We start from the raw sequence: 16,405 nt of genomic DNA, 5'->3' as shown, positions 1-16,405 counted from the left end.
AGAGAGCTGCCGGCAGCTGGGAAGGCAGCCTCGCGTCCTGAGGTGAATCCCCTCCCGAGTGCGGGGAGGAACGGCCAGCTGCGGCCCAATGCCCCGCCGGTTCGCTCCCGTAATCGAGCTGTCGAGGCCGTCACCTCCGGGTGACGGCGAAGGCGTGGTGGCACCGCGAGTTCCCTTCTCGCCCACGCCCCCAAGGGATCACGTCGGATTCCGACTGATCGATGGGAACCGAAATGCTGGACATCACCGTGATCCGCGAGCACCCCCAGCGCGTCGAGCGCGCGCTGGCGAAGCGAGCTGTTCACATCGACCTCACTGCCTTCCTCGCCCTGGACGAGAAGTACCGGCATGGCACGACCGAGGTCGAGACGCTACGCGCCGAGCGCAAGCAGATTTCGCGCGAGATCGCGCGGCTCGACCCGGCGAACTCAGCCGCTGTCGCCAAGCGCACGCAGGCAACCGAACTCGGCACGCGCCTTGCCGCACTCGAAGAGCAACTCACCGCCCTGGCCAGCGAGCGCCAGGCGTTCCTCGACCAGCTGCCCAACCTGCCCGACGAGGACGTGCCGACCGGCGGCAAGGAACAGAACCAGGTCGTCCGCGAGCATGGCACCCGGCCGGCCTTCGACTTCGAGCCGCTCAACCACGTCGATCTGGCCCGCCGACTCGGGCTGATCGACTACGAGCGGGGCGTCAAGCTCGGCGGCACCGGCAACTGGGTCTACCGCGGCAACGGCGCCCTCCTCGAATGGGCGCTGCTCAACTTCTTCATCGAGAGCCACGTTCAGGACGGCTACGAGCTCATCCTGCCGCCCCATCTGCTGACCTATCAGGCTGGCTACGCTGCAGGCCAGTTCCCCAAGTTCGCCGAGGACGTCTTCGCGCTCGAACAAGGTCCAGCCGGGCCCCAGCAGTTCCTGCTGCCGACCTCGGAGACCGCTCTGGTCAACCTCCACCGCGACGAGGTTCTGACGGAGGGCGAACTCCCGCGCAAGTACGTCGCCTACTCGCCTTGCTACCGGCGCGAGGCCGGCAGCTACCGCGCCGCCGACCGTGGGACCCTTCGCGGCCACCAGTTCAATAAGGTCGAGATGTTCCAGTTCGCGCACCCCGACGCCTCCGACCTCGCTCACGAGGAACTCCTGACCAAAGCAGCCAACTTGGTCGAGGCACTCGGCCTGTACCACCGAATCACCCGGCTTGCCGCCGAGGACACCAGCGCCTCGATGGCCAAGACCTTCGATGTCGAGGTCTGGCTGCCCAGCATCGACGCCTACGTCGAGGTGAGCTCGGTATCGAACGCCCGGGACTACCAGGCCCGGCGCGGCAACATCCGCTACCGCCCCGCAACAGGGAAGCCCGGCTACGTACACACCCTGAACGGCTCCGGGCTGGCCACCAGCCGCCTGGTGCCGGCCCTGCTGGAACAGCACCAGCAGCCTGACGGCACCGTCGCAGTGCCGACGGTGCTGCAGCGCTGGCTCGGCTGCAAGTCCTTGACCCCGGCAGCACCCAGGTAGTCGTACCGGCGGCAGGCCTGGAACGGCGCGTCCGGGTCGATGGCGCAGGAGAGGCCACTGCCCGGGCCACCCTGCCGAGGCGGTGGTCGCACTCCCAAGGGGTGACACGCCAAGCCGAGCACCTGGCCGCGGTCGCCGGAGCGGATGATGGCCTGCTGGTAGCCGCCGCGGTGCTCCACGATGTCGGCTACGCTGCCCATCTGGCCCCGATGGGCTTTCATCCCCTCGACGGCGCAAGGCCCCTGCGGGACGAGCACGGCGTGGGCACGCGGTTCGTGCGGCCGGTGACCAACCACTCGCTCGCCGTGCCGGAAGTTGAGGACGGGCTGCGAAGGCCCTGGAGCAGGAGTTTCCGATGCGCTGGCGCTCACGTGGTCTTGACTGATCTGACCGACACGGACTCGGTGATCGATCACCTCCAACTGATGGCAGCAGGGCGCCGCTGAGGCCGGTCGCCCGCCTCGCCGAGGGGCGGGCCCCGGGCCCCAGACCAGAAGGACTTCAACATGCTGATCCGAGAAGCGGTCGCCGGCGACGGTCCAGCGCTGGCCCGAGTGCACCTTGATGCTTGGATTGTCGGGTACGCCGGCCTCATGCCACAGGGCCTGCTCGACGCGACGACACTGGAGCGTCGCACGGCAACGTGGCAACTGACCTTGAGTAGGGATCGTGACCCGAGAGAGAACATCTTGGTCGCTGAGGTGAGCGGAACTCCGCTGGGCTTCGCGCACGTCGGTCCTGGGCGCGACGCGGACGCGGACGGCGCGGGAGAGCTCTGGGCGCTGAACGTGGCACCCCCACAATGGGGGAACGGCCTGGCATCCAATCTCGTCCGAGCAGCTCACGACGTCCTGCACCGCGGCGGGTTCGACAAGGCGACTCTGTGGGTGCTCACCGGCAATGCCCGCGCCCGTAGGTTCTACGAACGGCACGGCTGGTGTACCGACGGCGTCGCCCGCGAAGAAACCATCAGAGGCTTCACCGTTCCCGAGCTGCGGTACACACTCGACCTACGTCCCAAGTGACTTGTCACATTGCAGGTAGTGGATGCCGAGCGCCGCCGGCACCGAGGCGCGCGTCCCCGGTGCCTGGATGCAGCGTGCTCGTCTCAGCTGGCCGATGGTGGAGTACATCCGGGGCTGGCGTACCGGCTGCGGACGGTATGCCCCCGCTGGTACGCCACCCGAGCGCGGCGATCCCCGCGAGATCGACGTTCGGATCCCGGCCACAGCCACGCAGGCGCTGAGAGTGCTGCGCGAAACCGGCCGATCTGGTCGTGCTCGCCGCCCCCGAGGGCTCTTTGGGGGCAGGGTCGCCTGGACGGGAGAGGATGACAGATGTGGCCGACGCCGAATGGTGGATCGAGCTCGACCGGCTTCGCTACGACCTCGGCGTTGGCGTACGCTGCCACGGCCTGGTGTTCGATGTTGTCTCCTCCGACTACGCGGAGCGAGCCCTGGCGCCGATTTCGTAGCGCCCGCCGCTGTTGGTCGACCGGTATTGCCGGACCGTCACCGGTTGGGAGGCCCTGCTGAACCGCTGACGAGGCTTATCAACCAGCCACCAGGGTCAGTTCGCTCGGACGAGCAAGGAGTAACCAAGATGAGTTCATCCACTCTGGTCCTGTGGGATGTCGACCGTACCCTGCTGTGCGTCGAGCAGACGGAGCGGTCGGTCTACCAGGACGCGTTCGGCGAGGTTGTTGGTCGGCCGGCGGCGCGGATGCCTGAGCCTGGCACGGGCCGGACGACGCCCGTCGCCGTCCTGGAGATGATGCTCGCCAACGACATTCCCCAGGGGGAGGCCGAGCAACTGGCCCAGCAGATGATGGACCTGATGCCGGTCATGCTCGCAGCGCGCGCTGAAGAACTGCGTGAACGCGGTCATGTGATGCCCGGCGCCAGGGCCGCGCTCGAGGCTATGCACGCCACGAACGACACGTTCTCGACCCTGGTCACCGGCAATCTCCAATCGAGTGCCCGGATCAAGCTCCAAGCGGTGGGCCTGGCCGACTTGGTGGACCTGGGAATCGGCGGCTATGCCTCCGACGATCCCCACCGGCCGGCCCTTGTGGCGGTTGCGCAGCAGCGGGCAGCAGCCAAGCACGGTGGCGCTTTCCATCGCGGTAACACTGTGATCATCGGAGACTCGCTGGAGGACGTGCGGACCGGGATCGAAGGGGGCGCCTTCGTCATCGCGGTGGCCTCGGGCGCTTCGTCGGGTGCTGCGCTTCTCGAAGCTGGGGCGGACCGCGTCCTGCCCGATCTCAAGGACGCTGCTCGCCTCGTCCAGCTCGTGGCAGAGCTGGTCGGTTGACGCGACATAGGCGAGACCGTGCCGTCGGTGGGTGTTGGCGTATTCGGCCATCGGGGCAGCCGTCACGCGTGGCCGCCGGCGGCCACGGGCGATGGGCCTGTGGAGCTATCTGCCCGCTATCTGCCGTTGGCCGAGTCGGGTGGTGTAGTAGGCATGCAGGGCCGCTTCGCTGCCGGAGCCAGTAGCGATCATGATTCGCTGTCCGCGGGAGGACCTGAGGTCGCCGACGGTGAGGACGCGCTGGTGCTGGCGATCGGGTGGGCAGTACCCCGATGCGTCGCTGGTGAGGACTCCTTTCAGCACGGCGGGCATTGAGCCGGTGTTCCGGAAGACGGCGTCGGCCTGCCAGTGGCCGGGCTGTTCGCCATCGGTGGTGCCCGTTGCGGTGACCGTGCCGTCCGGTTGCGCTTCGAGGCTTGCCTGGCTGACGCGGATGAGTTCGACGCGGGTGTCGTGGTGGGCTTCCTCGGTCTTGTAGTCGTCTGAGGCGGGGTGGAGGACCAACAGGCGGGTTGGCAGGTCGGGGTGGGCGCGCAGGAGGGTGCCGAGGGGGCGGTCGGCGCCGAGGATCAGCGCTGTCCGGTTCGCCAGGGCTGATGGGTCGGCTTCCCAGAGCGGGGGAGCGGCGAGATGGGCGGATGAGTGGCTGATCCAGGGGGCCTCGGTGAGGTGTGCCGGTCGTACGCCGGTGGCGACGACGGCGAAGGGAGCGGTGAGGCGTCGTCCTGAGGCGAGGCGGAGGGTGACCTGGTTCCCGTCTGCGTCGAGGTGCTCGGCGTGCTCGCCCAGCAGGATCTCGCACAGGCCGCTGCGGCGGACGTCCGCGGTGATGGCGTCGGCCAGCGCGGGGCCGGTGGTGAAGCCGAGCACATTGTCGAGCGCGGGGATGCGCCGGAGCGTGTGGCACAGCGCGTGCGGTTCGACGAGGACCGAGCGCATGCCGACGCTGGCGGCCATAACGGCTGCCGCGCAGCCGGCCGGGCCGCCGCCGACGATGATCAAGTCACTGGGGGAGGGGGTGACCACTGCGCTCCATCTCCTGCTCGGTGGTGGGCGTGGCGAGGCGGGCGAGTGCCTGGTCGCTTGTGACCAACTGGTCGGAGCCGATGAAGCGACGGGCGATGCGCAGGCCCGCGTCGTGGATCTCCGGGCCAGCGTCGCTGGCGCAGGCGTCGGTCACGATCCAGGGCGTGAAGCCGCGCTCGAACGCGTCGGCGGCGGACTTGAGGACGCAGCTCTCTGTTGCCACTCCGCAGAACACGAGGTCGCTCCAGCGTTCCTCGGCGGCGAGGGAGACGGCCTGGGGGGTGAACCAGCTGTATGCGGGTTTGTCGATCACCGCTACGGCCTGATCCACACGGGGCAGCAGGTCGGGTGCGATGTCGGTCTCCGGGGAGCTCTGCAGGCGGGTCCAGTGGATGAGCCGTTCGAACGGGCTGCCGGGGTAGTTGAGGTAGCGGGTGAAGACGACGGGCCGGCCGGCCGCGCTCCAGCGGTCGATGAGATCGGCGACCTTGGCCACGAGGTGCTGGGTGTGGTGGTTGAGGAAGCCGTTCTGCATGTCGACGACGATCAACGCCGCGTTGGAGTCCATCGGTGTCCTTCCCGTCCTGATCGTCAGCCGACTGTGTCCCGCAGGGCGTCCTGGGCCGCGCGCATGCGGTCGGCCAGGCCGCTGGTGTTCACGACGGCTTCGCGCATCAGGACGTGCTGGGCGGTCTCCTGGGCACGGGCCGTCGTGAGGCGAGAGTACGCCGCCCGCAGGAAGCGCCAGCCGTAGCCCTCCGAGGTGGCGGGGTCCTGGCCGTCTTCGACGAGCTGCTGGATCTGGCGGCAGAAGGCCCACAGCGCCTGCACGTTGAGCTCGCAGGTGACCAGCTCGTCCAGGGTCAGACTCCGCTCGGCGTCCTGGGCGGTGTAGGCGACGCCCGACCAGCCGGCGTATCCGGTCGATACACCGCGAATCCCGAACGAGACCAGGTCTGGATGCTCGAAGCCGTGGTCGAGGAGCGTGTCCTCCACCGAGGCGTCGAGGGGCTGCGGGACGGCGCTGGTGCGGTTGACGAGGACCGATGGGGTCGACAGGAGCCGTGTGGCGGTTTCGAGTTGGTCGTCCCGCCAGGGACTGCTGACCAGCCAGTACATCGACAGCACGTACTCCGGGTTCGGGGCCTGGGCCACAGGGACGTCGAGGGCGTCGGCGAGGGCATCTCTGGCCCAGGGAAGGTCGGCGGCGTAGGTGCGGTAGCGCCACAGGGCCAGGTCGGTGAGGGAGGCTGGCTGCCGACTTTGGACGAGGTGGAACACGGCCACGCCGCAGGCGAACACGTGCAGGGTGCAGGCGCCGTCGGGGCGTTGGATCTCCGTGGAGGAGCGCTCCAGCCACGCACCGGGCGTCTCGGTCATCGCACCGCGAAGGTGTCGCGCGCGGTCCTCGCCGATGTAGACCGGGATGAACTTGTGGGAGTCGACGACGATCGGGGCCAACGCAGCGCGCGGGGAGGACCGTTGCCCGAGGGCTTCGGCGAAGCGGGCGCGGACCTCGTCCGAGCAGCGCTCCAATGCGGTGTCCAGGATGGCCTGGGACTCCTGGCGGGGGATCAGGGCCGCCCCGCCGGCCACCCACTTCGACACGGCCCGGTCACTGACCCCGAGGTAGTCCGCGAAGTCGCGCAGGGTCATGCGCATAGCCTCACGCAGCAGCGCGGCCTCCCTGCCGCTCCACCGCTGCACACTGATCATCTGTCACCCCCCCCAAGTCACTGTCAGTGCCGGTGCCGGATGGTCAGCGTAGCCGTCTTGGTTCGGCAGCGGTACGGCGGCGGTGCAGCGATCGTTCAACCTCAGGCAGTACGTCAGCCGTCATGCTGATCTCTCGACGGAGTTCGCCGTCCGGTCGCAAATCGTGAGGAGTCCACAGACATGCCCCAGATCGTGAAGCGCAACGCCCGGGCGATCCTGCTCGACGGGGAGGAGCTGGTGCTGATCCTGCGGACCAAGCCCGGCCGCGAACCGTACTGGGTGACGGTCGGCGGGGGCGTCGAGCCCAGCGACGCCAGCGTGGAGGCGGCGCTGCACCGGGAGGTGTTCGAGGAGCTGGGCGGGACGGTCCACACGCCGCAGCTCGTTCACCTGATCACCGACGAGCTAGAGGGTGGTCTGGGTGTCCAGCACATCTTCGCGGCCCGGCTGAAGGAGATGGACATCCAGGCGCGCACCGGCACCGAGTTCGCCAAGCCCGAGCGGGGCGGCTACGAGGTTGTCCGGGTGCCGTTCACGGCGGAGGCCGTGCGCGGGATCCAGCTGATGCCGCCGCAGCTGGCGGACTTCATCGCCGCCAACATCGAGGCGATCCGGGCGGTGAGCGAGTGGTGAGCCCCAGGACGGTGCCGTGGTTCCTGAGCCTGAACGGGCCGGACAACGTCGGCAAGACCACCCACCTGGCCCGGATCGCCGACCACCGTCCCGGCCTGCAGCTCCTCGGCTCGATCCACCAGCACGACCCCGAGCCCTGGAACGAGGCCGCGCAGGGCGCCTACGCCACGTGGTGGTTCGAGAAGGTCAGCACCAGGGAGCTGACCGGCATGATGCTGGCCAGCCACGTCATGCGGGCGGCGGCACGCCGGCAGGGATCAGTGGGCCTGCTGGATCGCGGGCTGCCGATGCTCCTGGCGGCTGCAGCGGCCACCAGCGCCATCAAGGACAACCTCACCAGCGAGCAGGCGCTGGCCGGCGTCGAAGCCCTCGCTGCCGACAGCGGTCTGGCCGCCGAGCCGGAGGCGGCGATCCTGCTGCTGCCCGCCCGGGATGGGGCCCGCAGCTACGCGATCACCAGCGTGCGCGAGGGCCGGGTGTGGACTGGGGTGTACATCCGCTACCAGTACATCCTGCACGAGGTCCTGAGCCTGCAGGCCGCCCAGGGCACTTACGCGGCGGTGATCGACTGCGAGGGCCGCGGAGTCGACGAAGTCCACGTCCGTGTGCTCACCCACGCTGCGCGCATTCTCCCCTCGCTGTTTCTCAGGACAGGAGCCGACTCGTGATCCCGCCCCTCGTTCTCCCGCCCCGTCTGGCCGAAGCCGTGCAGGCGCTTCCGGACAAGGACCGCGACCGCCTGACGAAGGCGCTGGAGAGCCTGCACACCGTCAACAGCCGTCTGTGGGAGGCGGAGGACCGCGTCCGCGCGGCCGGGGTCGACCCGGCCGCGGTGGCGGATGCGAAACGGGCCATCGACCAGCTGAACGCGGAGCGCAACCAGCTCGCCGAACGCGCCGACGAGGTCCTCACGACCCTGGCCACCGCCGGTTCGGGCGAGGTGCCGGTGCACACCGAGACGATCGCCGGCAGCCTGGACCGCCTGAGCGTCCTGACGCTGCGGGTCTTCCACACCGAGCGGGCCGCCGAACGCGACGACCTCATGGCCCGCCGGGTGCCGATGCTGCACCATCAGCGGGACGAGCTCGCTGCGGCCGTCGACGTGCTCACCGGCGAGGTGACGTCCGGTCGGCGCAGGCTCCCGGGCGCCGCCCGCCACAAGCTCTACGGACGCGACCAGGGGGCCCCGATCTCCGTCCGGCCGGCGCGGGGAATCGACCGGGTGGTGGCCTTCGGCGGCCTGAGCGAGTGCGGCAAGAGCACCAGCGCCCAGTACCTCGTCGACTTCCACGGCGCCCAGCGTCTGAAGATCGGATACCTCCTGCAGCAGGGCGCCCTGCGCCACGGCCTGAGCGACCCCTACCAGCTGTCTGCCCTCCGGCAGGCCGAGCTGTTGCTGGAGGAGCTGAACCGCTTCGCCGACGGGCACCGCGACGTGCGCTTGTTCACCATCGAGTCCGTCCACGACGACGCCTCCATCACCGAGTTGAAGAAGCTCATGGGCGAGGTGCTGCAGATCGTCTATCTGGACGCGGAGTTCGACGTGCGAGCCGCCCGATCCGGCACCTCCCCCCAGGCGGTCGCCGCCAAGGACGAGGTCAAGCTCTCCCGCGGTGCCCACCGCGTCCTGGAGGTGGCCGACTTCGTCCTCGACAACACCGGCAGCATCCTCGACCTGCGCGCCTGGCTGACCCGCACCGCCCAAAGGCCGGCCATCGAACCCGACCAGTCGCCGACCGCGATACCCCAGTCGCCCGAACTCCCTGTGATCGTGGCCGATGCCACCGCCGCTCTCGCCGACGCACTGCGCGCCGCCGGCCCCGCAGTGCAGCTCGCGGCGCTGACCGGAAGCCCCGTCCAGAGCACCTGGATCCCCGGCTGGTCCGACGTGGACCTGCTGGTCGTCGCCGACCACGACGCCGCCCCCATCGTCCACCGTGCGCTGGCCGACTACCGCCGCCGCCTGGACGACGCGGCCTCGGTCGGCCTCACCCTGGTCACCGCCGACGAGCTGCTCGCCCATCGCCTCGTGCCCCGGCTGGCCTTCGCCCTCTACAACATCCAAAGCGGCCAGCCCGTTCTGCACCGCGCCGCCGGCCTGCACTTGCCCGCCATCACCCTCGACGACCTGGCGCGGGCCGCCGTGCGAGAACTCCCCCAGGTCATCATCACCCTGCGGCGCCTGCGCGCCGAGGCCACGCCGGGAAGCGTGCGCCAGCTCTACAAGCACATCGTCCTCGCCGTCCGCCTCATCCTGCGCGAGCACGGCCACTGGACCAGCGGCCCCGACGAGATCCTCGCCGCAGCCTCCCACCTGCCCGGTCTGGGCCCGCTCGACCTGCCCACGCTGCACCACGTCGCCGACGCCTGGCGCGACGGCGCCCCCGACAACGCGCTCACCGTGGTCACCGCCGCCGCCGACCGCCTCCTGGCCTGGTACGCCCTGCAGCTCGCTGCCTAGCGCCACCGCTGCCGGCCCACTCCCGGAGCAGCTCGTTTCACCTCACCCGCCACCACCGGAGTACCGCCATGCCCGAAACCTTCGAATCCGCCACCGCAGTGCCGTTCACCGCCCGCGTCGTGGAGCGCCTGAGTGTCCCCGAGACCAGCCGCCGCGAGCGCGTCATCCACTCGCTCGACGGCCTGGAGCAGCCCGTCCACACCACCGACCTGATCAGCGTCGGCCAGAACCTGTGGAAGGCGGCCAACGACGAGATGGCGCTCGGCCCCGTCGACTACCTGCTCGGCCTGGACGCCGGCGGCATCATCCCCACCCTCGCCGTGGCTCAGGCCGCCGGCCTGCCCTACAAGATCGCGTGGAAGCTGCACCTGCCGCTGGAAGGCATGGTCCAGTTCAGCGAGCCGCACGCCCGCCGCACCGATGTGTACGCCTACGGGATCACTCGTGGGAGCCGGGTCCTGCTCGTCGACGACGAGATCACCACCGGGCAGACCCTGGCCAACCTCGCCCAGCGCCTGCGCGACGCGGGCGCCATCCCGCTCGGCGCGATCTGCCTGGTCGAGGACCAGCGCCACACCGGCCGACAGAACCTCGCCGATCTCAGCCTGCCGCTGACCAGCCTCCACACCATCCAGGGCGACTGATGACCACTCAGGCCGCAGAACCCGACATCTGGTGCCACGACGGGCAGACCCGCTACCTGGCCGGCGACCTGCACACCACACCGCTGGGCTACGACCGGCACGACCTGGATGTCGGTCAGCAGCTCCCCCTCCCGCCCTCCGTCGACCTGGTCGCCCGTCTGGCCGACTGCACCCAGATCGAGATCGCCCTGCACGGCAAGCTCGGAGACAGCCTGCTCGCCCTCGCCGCGGTCCGCGCCGCCGCTGAATGGCTCGCCCTTCGCCGCGGCACGCCGGTCCGCGTCACCGTCACCGGCCCGCACACCGCGCTCTTCGCCCGGACCAGCCTCGCACGGCTCGACGTCCTGGGCCCGAGCGACCACCGGCAGGTGATGATCGCCGATCGCGAAGGCGCCACCACCCGCGGCCCCGGCGCCGGCACCTACCTGATCTGCGATCCCGCCGCACCACCCTGCTGGTCCACCGACGGACAGGCCCATCCCGACTTGCCTGCACGCCACTACCTCGCACTCGAGCGCCGCCTGGGTGTGCGCCTTCCGGCCACCGGCCCCTTCGCCCCGCTGCTGTGCGCGCGGAGCAACGCCAAGGTCCACCAACTCCACACCGCGCACTGGCTCGACGGACTCACCATCGCCGCCATCACCGCCACCAGCTGGCCCCAGCTCAAGGACTACGGCGCCGACCGGTTCACCGAAGCCGCCGAACGCATCGCCTGCCACACCGACGCCCCCGTCCGGCTCCTGCTCATCGGCGCCAAGACTGACGCCGACACGCAGACCACCGCCAGGGCCGAACCGCCCCGCGGCAACCTGCAGGTCCTGCACCTGGACGGCATGCCGGCCGAAGACCTGGCCGACCTCCTCCCGCAGACCGACCTCGTCCTCGGAAACGACACCGGCCTGACCCACCTCGCCGCCCTCGCCCGCAACCCCAACGGCGCCGGCCCCCACGTCATCGGCCTCTACGCCCGCCACAGCCACAGCAAGTGGCGCACCGGCCTGCCCCACCACCACGCCATCGCCACCCCCGCCTCCGAACTCATACACCAGGGCGACCTGTGCCCCGTCCGCGACCACCTCGACCAACCCACAGACGCGGACCTGACAGCCATCACCCCAGCCGCAGTCGCCGACCTCGCCACCCGCCTCCTGGCAGGCCGCCGATGACAACCAGCCGGCGGTGGAGCATCGGACCCCTCCGGCGCTTCACCCGCAACCTGCTCCTGCCCGCCACCGTGGCCGGCCGACCGATCATGCTCAAGTACACCCGCGACCCGAGTGAAGCACTCGCCGAGATCCGTGGACACCACGCCCTGGCCGACCAATACCGCCTGCCCGCCCTCCTCGCCCACCAGCGCGTCCCAGGCGGACGCCTGCTGCTCTACGAGCGCCTGCCCATCGGCACCGACAGCGGCCTGCTGCTCGATCTGCTCAGCATTCCGGGTCAGCCCACCGGTGAACTGCGCGCCTACATGACGACACTGACCGAGGCCTACCGAAAGGCCATCGCCGCCACCGCCCGCCTGCTCCACCCCCGCGAGGTCGTCCGCAAGCTCTACTGGGACCGCGCACAGCCCGGCGGACGCCTCGACGACTACTACCTCGACCGCGACTTCCCATTCAACGCACCACTGCCCGTCAGCGAACTCACCAACCACACCCTGATCGTCAACAACCGCGAACTGCACCTCGACTGGCACCACACCCTCGCCTGGATCCGCGACCAGTTCGCCGCCGACGAGCCCGTCTGGGCGGCACTCACCCAAGGCGACCCCACCGACGTCAACCTCGCCAACCCCATCGCCTGGCTCGACTACGACACCGCCGGCATGAACAGCCTCCTGGGCGAATTCGCCAACTTCCTCTGGTACACCACCGCCCTCGGCGGCTGGCTCGTCCCCACCTACAACCCCACCGCGTTCACCGACCACCCCGCCACACTCGCCCAACTCCCCGCCAACCGACCCAAACTCCACTGGGCTGCCATCGACCCGCGCACCCGCACCATCCGCATCGACTACACCACCACCCCCTCACCGGCCCGCCAGGCCGCCGCCACCTGGTACTGGCAACACCTCGTCGAACCCACCGCCGCCGACCTCTGGCCCGACCAAGACCTCGGTCACCTACTGCGCCCCTACCTCGTGATGCGCATCCTCGCCGTCTACAACCTCGCCGACCTCGGAGCGCGCGACCGAATGGTCGTGCTCGCCCGCCTCGCCGAAGCCATGGACCCCGACTTCAACCCGATCGACTTCTTCCACCTCGAGGACACCCTGTGCGCGACACCCTGACCGGCCGCACAGCCCTGATCACCGGAGCAACCGGCGGCCTCGGCCAGGTCATCACCCGACGCCTCGCCGCTGACGGAGCCACCCTGGTCCTCGCCCACTTCGACGACCACCAGGCCGCCCGCGAACTCGCCGCCCACCTCGGCCGGCAGGGCACCACCGCCGTGCCGATCCACGCCGACCTGCGCGATCCCGACCAGGTCGAACACCTCACCCGCACCGCCACCGACCGAATCGGCACCATCGACATCCTCGTCAGCAACGCCGGCGCCTACCCGCGCACGCCATGGCCCGACCTCACCCTCGACCACTGGCGCGACAACCTCGACACCAACCTCACCAGCCACTACCTCCTGGCCCAAGCCCTCACCCCGGCCATGACCGCGCAAGGCTGGGGCCGGATCCTGACCATCGGATCCGTCCTGGCCACCGCCGGCCGCCACGACCTCGCCCCCTACATCAGCGCCAAGGCCGGTCTCGAAGGCCTCACCCGCGCCCTCGCCCGCGAACTCGGCCCCAGCGGCATCACCGCCAACTGCATCGCCCCCGGCTCCATCCGCGTACCGGCCGAAGACGACGTCGTCCCAGAGCCCGAAGCCATGACGGCCCGCCAACTCGCCCGCCAGTGCATCCAACGTCGCGGACACCCCGACGACATCGCCGCCGCCGTCGCCTTCCTCGTCAGCGACGAAGCCGGCTTCATCACCGGCCAGACCCTGCGCGTCGACGGAGGCTGGATCCTTGGCTGACATCTGGCTCATGCGCCACGCCGCCTACCAAGGCCACCAACCCGGCCACCACGCCCACCCTGACGCCCCGCTCACCGACGAAGGCCGCGAGCAAGCCCGCCACGCCACCCGCAACCTCCCCACCGGGATCACCAGCATCGTCACCAGCACCATGCCTCGGGCGCGACAGACCGCCGCGATCCTCGCCCACCACACCGGCCTGCCGATCGTCGCCGCTATCCCGATCTTTGCCGAATGGCGAGCGCCCAGCATCGTCCACGGCCGCGGGCCCGACACCTACCCCAGCGTGTACACCACCTGGCGCGCACAACGTCACGAGAACCCCGAACTGGGCTGCGGCGACGGCGAAAGCCTCGCCGACCTGCATGCCCGCGCGACGGACTGCCTGACTCTGCTGACCGCCACCGCCCGCCGAGGCAGCTTGCTCCTCGTCTCCCACGCGCTGCTTCTCGGTGTTCTCACCCGGCTCAGCGACGGTCCGGCGGTAGCCTTCGAGGAAGCGGCACAAGACCCCTGGCAGTTCACCGAGACACGCGAACTAACGCTGGTTGCTGGGAGCTGAAACCGCGGCCAGCCCGCCGCTCGACGGACAGCGAGATGAGTCAGGCCAGCACCACGCCCCCCGTCCGTGCGATGCTCACGCAGTTCGCACGGCCGGCGCCCTATCCGTTCCGGAGGACAGATGAACGCCGAACCATCGGCTGCGGACGACTTGGCCGCCAGCAAGGAACGCAGCTGGCGCGAGGCGGCAGCCATCGACGCCGCCTTCAACGCCGGCGCGCTTGACCAGGAGGGCTGGCATGAAGCCGTGCGCATGCTGATCGAACCCGCCTACCTGGCCGCCGACAATCCCCGCGCCCAGTCAGGGCACAGCGGAGACCCAGCTCACTGGGAACGCGCCCGAAGGCTCCTGACCCAGGCGCTGCCGGCGTCCGGCGGCGACTTCCTCGACGTGGGCTGCGCCAACGGCCACCTCATGGAGACACTCACCGCATGGGCGGCCGAGGACGGCATCCCCATCGAGCCGTACGGCGTGGACATCTCCAACGCCCTGGCCGCACTCGCCCGTGAGCGCTGCCCGCAATGGGCGAGCCGGATCTGGCACGCGAACGCGATGGGCTGGCAGCCGCCCCGCACCTTCGCAATCGTCCGCACCGGACTGGACTACGTCCCGCCCCAACTGCGCGGCGCCTACGTCGAGCACCTGCTGACCCAGGTGGTGGCACCAGGAGGCCGGCTGATCATCGGCGTCTTCAACGAGGAACGCGACCAGCACCTGCTGGAGCGTGAAGTCACGATGATGGGCCACCGCGTGGGTGGACGAGTAACCGCCCAGCATCGGCACCCCGCCTTGCTGTACAAAGCGTTCTGGCTCGATCTGGCAGCGGCGCCTGACGTCGCCCCTGCGCCCAAGACAAGCTGCTGAGACTGGGGTAGACGCCGCCCCGATCGTCGGCGTCTGCGGGCTGTTCCGACGCGGCGACACCCCAGGAAGACGGCCGGAGATCGGGCCCTGGCTCCACCCCGGCGCCATCGGCCAAGGCGTGGCCACCCGAACCTGGGCCGAATACGAGAAGGGTGCAGATCTTCTGAGGGTTGGTCATAGGTCTGTGACCAGCAGGCTCGTCGTTGGTGGCTGATCCGGGAGGGTTCGCGCCCTGTCATTTCGGCACCGGAACATCCGAGCTGTGGTGACGAGTCGGATGGCGTCCCGCCGAGTGGTGTAGCAGGGATCTTGGTGTAACCCCTGGTCATGAAGGAGCCATCGCGCAACTCTCCGAGTAGGAAGGCTCGTTGAGTGAGAGGTGCGCGATGGCCTTGTCCCAGTCTGACCTACTCCGCCTCATGGAGTCACTGCGTACGGCGGATGGAATCGAGTTGATCAGGGTCCTGGCTCAGCGGATGCTGCAGGAGCTGATCGAGGCCGAGGCGACCGCCCGGATCGGCGCTGAACCCGGTGAGCACAGCGATGCCCGCACCACTTGGCGCAACGGCCACCGCGACAAGACCCTGACCACGCAGGCCGGAGACCTGGAGCTGGCCATCCCCAAGGTCCGCACCGGCAGCTTCTTCCCCAGCCTGCTGGAGCGCCGCCGCCGGATCGACCAAGCGCTCTACGCGGTCATCATGGAGGCTTACGTCCTGGGCGTGTCCACCCGCTCGGTCGACGACCTGGTCAAGGCCCTCGGCGCGGACACCGGGATCTCCAAGAGCGAGGTCTCCCGGATCTGCGCGGACCTGGACGAACAGCTCACCGCCTTCCGCGACCGGCCGCTCGGCCACACCCGCTTCCCCTATGTCTACCTCGACGCGACCTACTGCAAGGCGCGGGTGAACCACCAAATCGTTTCCCGGGCCGTGGTGGTCGCCACCGGCATCACCGAGGACGGCGGCCGGGAAGTGCTCGGCCTGATGGTGGGCGACAGCGAGACCGAGATGTTCTGGACCGAGTTCCTGCGCTCGTTACGCGAACGGGGGCTGGCCGGGGTGCGGCTGGTCATCGGCGACCACCACAGCGGTCTGGTCAAGGCGATCCGCAAGGTCATGCTCGGTGCCGCCTACCAGCGCTGTCGCGTTCACTTCCTGAGAAACGCCTTCGCGGTGATCCCAAAGGAGGCCGGTGAGATGGTGGCCGCGACGATCCGCACGATCTTCGCCCAGCCGGCCGAGGCCGCGGTCCGGGCCCAGTTGGACACCGTCGCCGAGATGCTGGGCAAGCAGTTCCCCAAGGTCAGCCAGATGCTGCTGGAGGCCAAGGACGACCTGACCGCCTTCGCGGCCTTCCCCGAGCGACATTGGAAGAAGATCCAGTCCACCAATCCGCTGGAGCGGATCAACCGCGAGATCAAGCGTCGCACCGATGTCGTCCAGATCTTCCCGAACGACGACGCGCTCCTGCGGCTGGTCACCGCCGTGCTGTTCGAGATGCACGACGAATGGATTGCGTTCCCTCGCCGCTACTGAAGTTGAATTCGTGATGTCGGCCTGAAGGTGGTCAGCCGTCCATGATCAGGCCGGTGGCGGCGAGGCATCCGTCGATGAGGTGAGAG

Annotated in this window: 17 protein-coding genes and 1 pseudogene; 15 read left to right on the top strand and 3 right to left on the bottom strand. The window is 69.5% G+C overall.

Annotation, left to right across the window (positions count from 1 at the left end):
• The first annotated feature begins 233 nt into the window (after positions 1-233).
• The 5 genes from serS to AB0D10_RS43350 all read left to right on the top strand — a co-directional run bounded on the left by serS (position 234) and on the right by AB0D10_RS43350 (position 3,836).
• Positions 234-1,520, top strand: a complete 1,287-nt coding sequence (gene serS / locus AB0D10_RS43370) for a serine--tRNA ligase (RefSeq protein ID WP_360267674.1) — start codon at positions 234-236, stop codon at positions 1,518-1,520.
• Positions 1,478-1,966: an HD domain-containing protein gene (locus tag AB0D10_RS43365; RefSeq protein WP_360267701.1), complete on the top strand. Its 489-nt coding sequence runs from the start codon at positions 1,478-1,480 to the stop codon at positions 1,964-1,966. The genes serS and AB0D10_RS43365 overlap by 43 nt, the downstream gene beginning before the upstream one ends.
• A 60-nt stretch (positions 1,967-2,026) precedes the next feature.
• Positions 2,027-2,545: a GNAT family N-acetyltransferase gene (locus AB0D10_RS43360; RefSeq protein WP_218197555.1), complete on the top strand. Its 519-nt coding sequence runs from the start codon at positions 2,027-2,029 to the stop codon at positions 2,543-2,545.
• A 314-nt stretch (positions 2,546-2,859) separates the two neighbouring features.
• On the top strand, positions 2,860-2,994 hold the full coding sequence (locus tag AB0D10_RS43355; RefSeq protein ID WP_360267671.1) for a hypothetical protein: 135 nt from the start codon (positions 2,860-2,862) through the stop codon (positions 2,992-2,994).
• A gap of 128 nt (positions 2,995-3,122) precedes the next feature.
• Entirely contained in the window at positions 3,123-3,836 is a 714-nt protein-coding gene (locus AB0D10_RS43350) for a haloacid dehalogenase-like hydrolase (protein ID WP_360267669.1), read from the top strand.
• 105 nt (positions 3,837-3,941) lie between these two features.
• Here AB0D10_RS43350 and AB0D10_RS43345 read toward each other — a convergent pair whose 3' ends face one another.
• Genes AB0D10_RS43345 through AB0D10_RS43335 form a run of 3 tightly spaced genes read right to left on the bottom strand, consistent with a single transcriptional unit; the run spans position 3,942 to position 6,578 of the window.
• Positions 3,942-4,862: an FAD-dependent oxidoreductase gene (locus AB0D10_RS43345; RefSeq protein ID WP_360267666.1), complete on the bottom strand. Its 921-nt coding sequence runs from the start codon at positions 4,860-4,862 to the stop codon at positions 3,942-3,944.
• Positions 4,840-5,430, bottom strand: a complete 591-nt coding sequence (locus AB0D10_RS43340; protein ID WP_360267663.1) for an isochorismatase family cysteine hydrolase — start codon at positions 5,428-5,430, stop codon at positions 4,840-4,842. The genes AB0D10_RS43345 and AB0D10_RS43340 overlap by 23 nt, the downstream gene beginning before the upstream one ends.
• Positions 5,431-5,453: 23 nt before the next feature.
• Positions 5,454-6,578, bottom strand: a complete 1,125-nt coding sequence (locus tag AB0D10_RS43335) for a helix-turn-helix transcriptional regulator (protein WP_360267660.1) — start codon at positions 6,576-6,578, stop codon at positions 5,454-5,456.
• 180 nt (positions 6,579-6,758) lie between these two features.
• Between AB0D10_RS43335 and AB0D10_RS43330 the strand changes: the two genes are divergently transcribed.
• The 10 genes and pseudogenes from AB0D10_RS43330 to AB0D10_RS43285 form a co-directional block, all read left to right on the top strand.
• Positions 6,759-7,211 carry an NUDIX domain-containing protein gene (locus AB0D10_RS43330; protein ID WP_360267657.1) on the top strand — a complete coding sequence of 151 codons (453 nt, stop codon included), beginning with the start codon at positions 6,759-6,761 and terminating at the stop codon, positions 7,209-7,211.
• Entirely contained in the window at positions 7,208-7,879 is a 672-nt protein-coding gene (locus tag AB0D10_RS43325; RefSeq protein ID WP_360267654.1) for a hypothetical protein, read from the top strand. Before AB0D10_RS43330 ends, AB0D10_RS43325 begins: the two co-directional genes overlap by 4 nt.
• A complete protein-coding gene (locus AB0D10_RS43320; protein WP_360267651.1) occupies positions 7,876-9,672 on the top strand; it encodes a DUF4254 domain-containing protein in 1,797 nt (598 codons plus the stop codon). The genes AB0D10_RS43325 and AB0D10_RS43320 overlap by 4 nt, the downstream gene beginning before the upstream one ends.
• Before the next feature lie 68 nt (positions 9,673-9,740).
• Positions 9,741-10,316 (top strand): phosphoribosyltransferase family protein, encoded by a 576-nt coding sequence (locus AB0D10_RS43315; RefSeq protein ID WP_360267648.1) that lies wholly within the window; start codon positions 9,741-9,743, stop codon positions 10,314-10,316.
• The gene (locus AB0D10_RS43310) at positions 10,316-11,482 is read left to right on the top strand and encodes a glycosyltransferase family 9 protein (RefSeq protein ID WP_360267645.1); all 1,167 of its coding nucleotides are present in this window, start codon (positions 10,316-10,318) and stop codon (positions 11,480-11,482) included. The genes AB0D10_RS43315 and AB0D10_RS43310 overlap by 1 nt, the downstream gene beginning before the upstream one ends.
• Positions 11,479-12,609, top strand: coding sequence for a hypothetical protein (locus AB0D10_RS43305; RefSeq protein WP_360267642.1), 1,131 nt, complete (start codon positions 11,479-11,481; stop codon positions 12,607-12,609). The genes AB0D10_RS43310 and AB0D10_RS43305 overlap by 4 nt, the downstream gene beginning before the upstream one ends.
• Positions 12,594-13,355: an SDR family oxidoreductase gene (locus AB0D10_RS43300; RefSeq protein ID WP_360267639.1), complete on the top strand. Its 762-nt coding sequence runs from the start codon at positions 12,594-12,596 to the stop codon at positions 13,353-13,355. Before AB0D10_RS43305 ends, AB0D10_RS43300 begins: the two co-directional genes overlap by 16 nt.
• Complete coding sequence (locus AB0D10_RS43295; protein WP_360267636.1) at positions 13,348-13,917, top strand: histidine phosphatase family protein; 570 nt, start codon at positions 13,348-13,350, stop codon at positions 13,915-13,917. The genes AB0D10_RS43300 and AB0D10_RS43295 overlap by 8 nt, the downstream gene beginning before the upstream one ends.
• Positions 13,918-14,037: 120 nt before the next feature.
• Positions 14,038-14,781 carry a class I SAM-dependent methyltransferase gene (locus AB0D10_RS43290; RefSeq protein ID WP_360267633.1) on the top strand — a complete coding sequence of 248 codons (744 nt, stop codon included), beginning with the start codon at positions 14,038-14,040 and terminating at the stop codon, positions 14,779-14,781.
• A 386-nt stretch (positions 14,782-15,167) separates the two neighbouring features.
• A pseudogene (locus AB0D10_RS43285) lies at positions 15,168-16,295 on the top strand (IS256 family transposase); the annotation flags it as partial.
• Positions 16,296-16,405: the final 110 nt, after the last annotated feature.

This window comes from Kitasatospora sp. NPDC048545 (genome assembly GCF_040651155.1).
In the GTDB taxonomy this organism is placed as follows: Bacteria; Actinomycetota; Actinomycetes; order Streptomycetales; family Streptomycetaceae; genus Kitasatospora.
The sequence above is the reverse complement of the archived record's forward strand: the minus strand, read 5'-3'. Positions and strand labels throughout refer to the sequence as shown.

Bases quoted from the DNA above. Each gene is read 5' to 3' on its own strand.
- AB0D10_RS43315 (WP_360267648.1), top strand. From the start codon at position 9,741: ATGCCCGAAACCTTCGAATCCGCCACCGCAGTGCCGTTCACCGCCCGC.
- serS (WP_360267674.1), top strand. From the start codon at position 234: ATGCTGGACATCACCGTGATCCGCGAGCACCCCCAGCGCGTCGAGCGC.
- AB0D10_RS43360 (WP_218197555.1), top strand. From the start codon at position 2,027: ATGCTGATCCGAGAAGCGGTCGCCGGCGACGGTCCAGCGCTGGCCCGA.
- AB0D10_RS43305 (WP_360267642.1), top strand. From the start codon at position 11,479: ATGACAACCAGCCGGCGGTGGAGCATCGGACCCCTCCGGCGCTTCACC.
- AB0D10_RS43330 (WP_360267657.1), top strand. From the start codon at position 6,759: ATGCCCCAGATCGTGAAGCGCAACGCCCGGGCGATCCTGCTCGACGGG.
- AB0D10_RS43310 (WP_360267645.1), top strand. From the start codon at position 10,316: ATGACCACTCAGGCCGCAGAACCCGACATCTGGTGCCACGACGGGCAG.
- AB0D10_RS43290 (WP_360267633.1), top strand. From the start codon at position 14,038: ATGAACGCCGAACCATCGGCTGCGGACGACTTGGCCGCCAGCAAGGAA.
- AB0D10_RS43335 (WP_360267660.1), bottom strand. From the start codon at position 6,578: ATGATCAGTGTGCAGCGGTGGAGCGGCAGGGAGGCCGCGCTGCTGCGT.
- AB0D10_RS43350 (WP_360267669.1), top strand. From the start codon at position 3,123: ATGAGTTCATCCACTCTGGTCCTGTGGGATGTCGACCGTACCCTGCTG.
- AB0D10_RS43340 (WP_360267663.1), bottom strand. From the start codon at position 5,430: ATGGACTCCAACGCGGCGTTGATCGTCGTCGACATGCAGAACGGCTTC.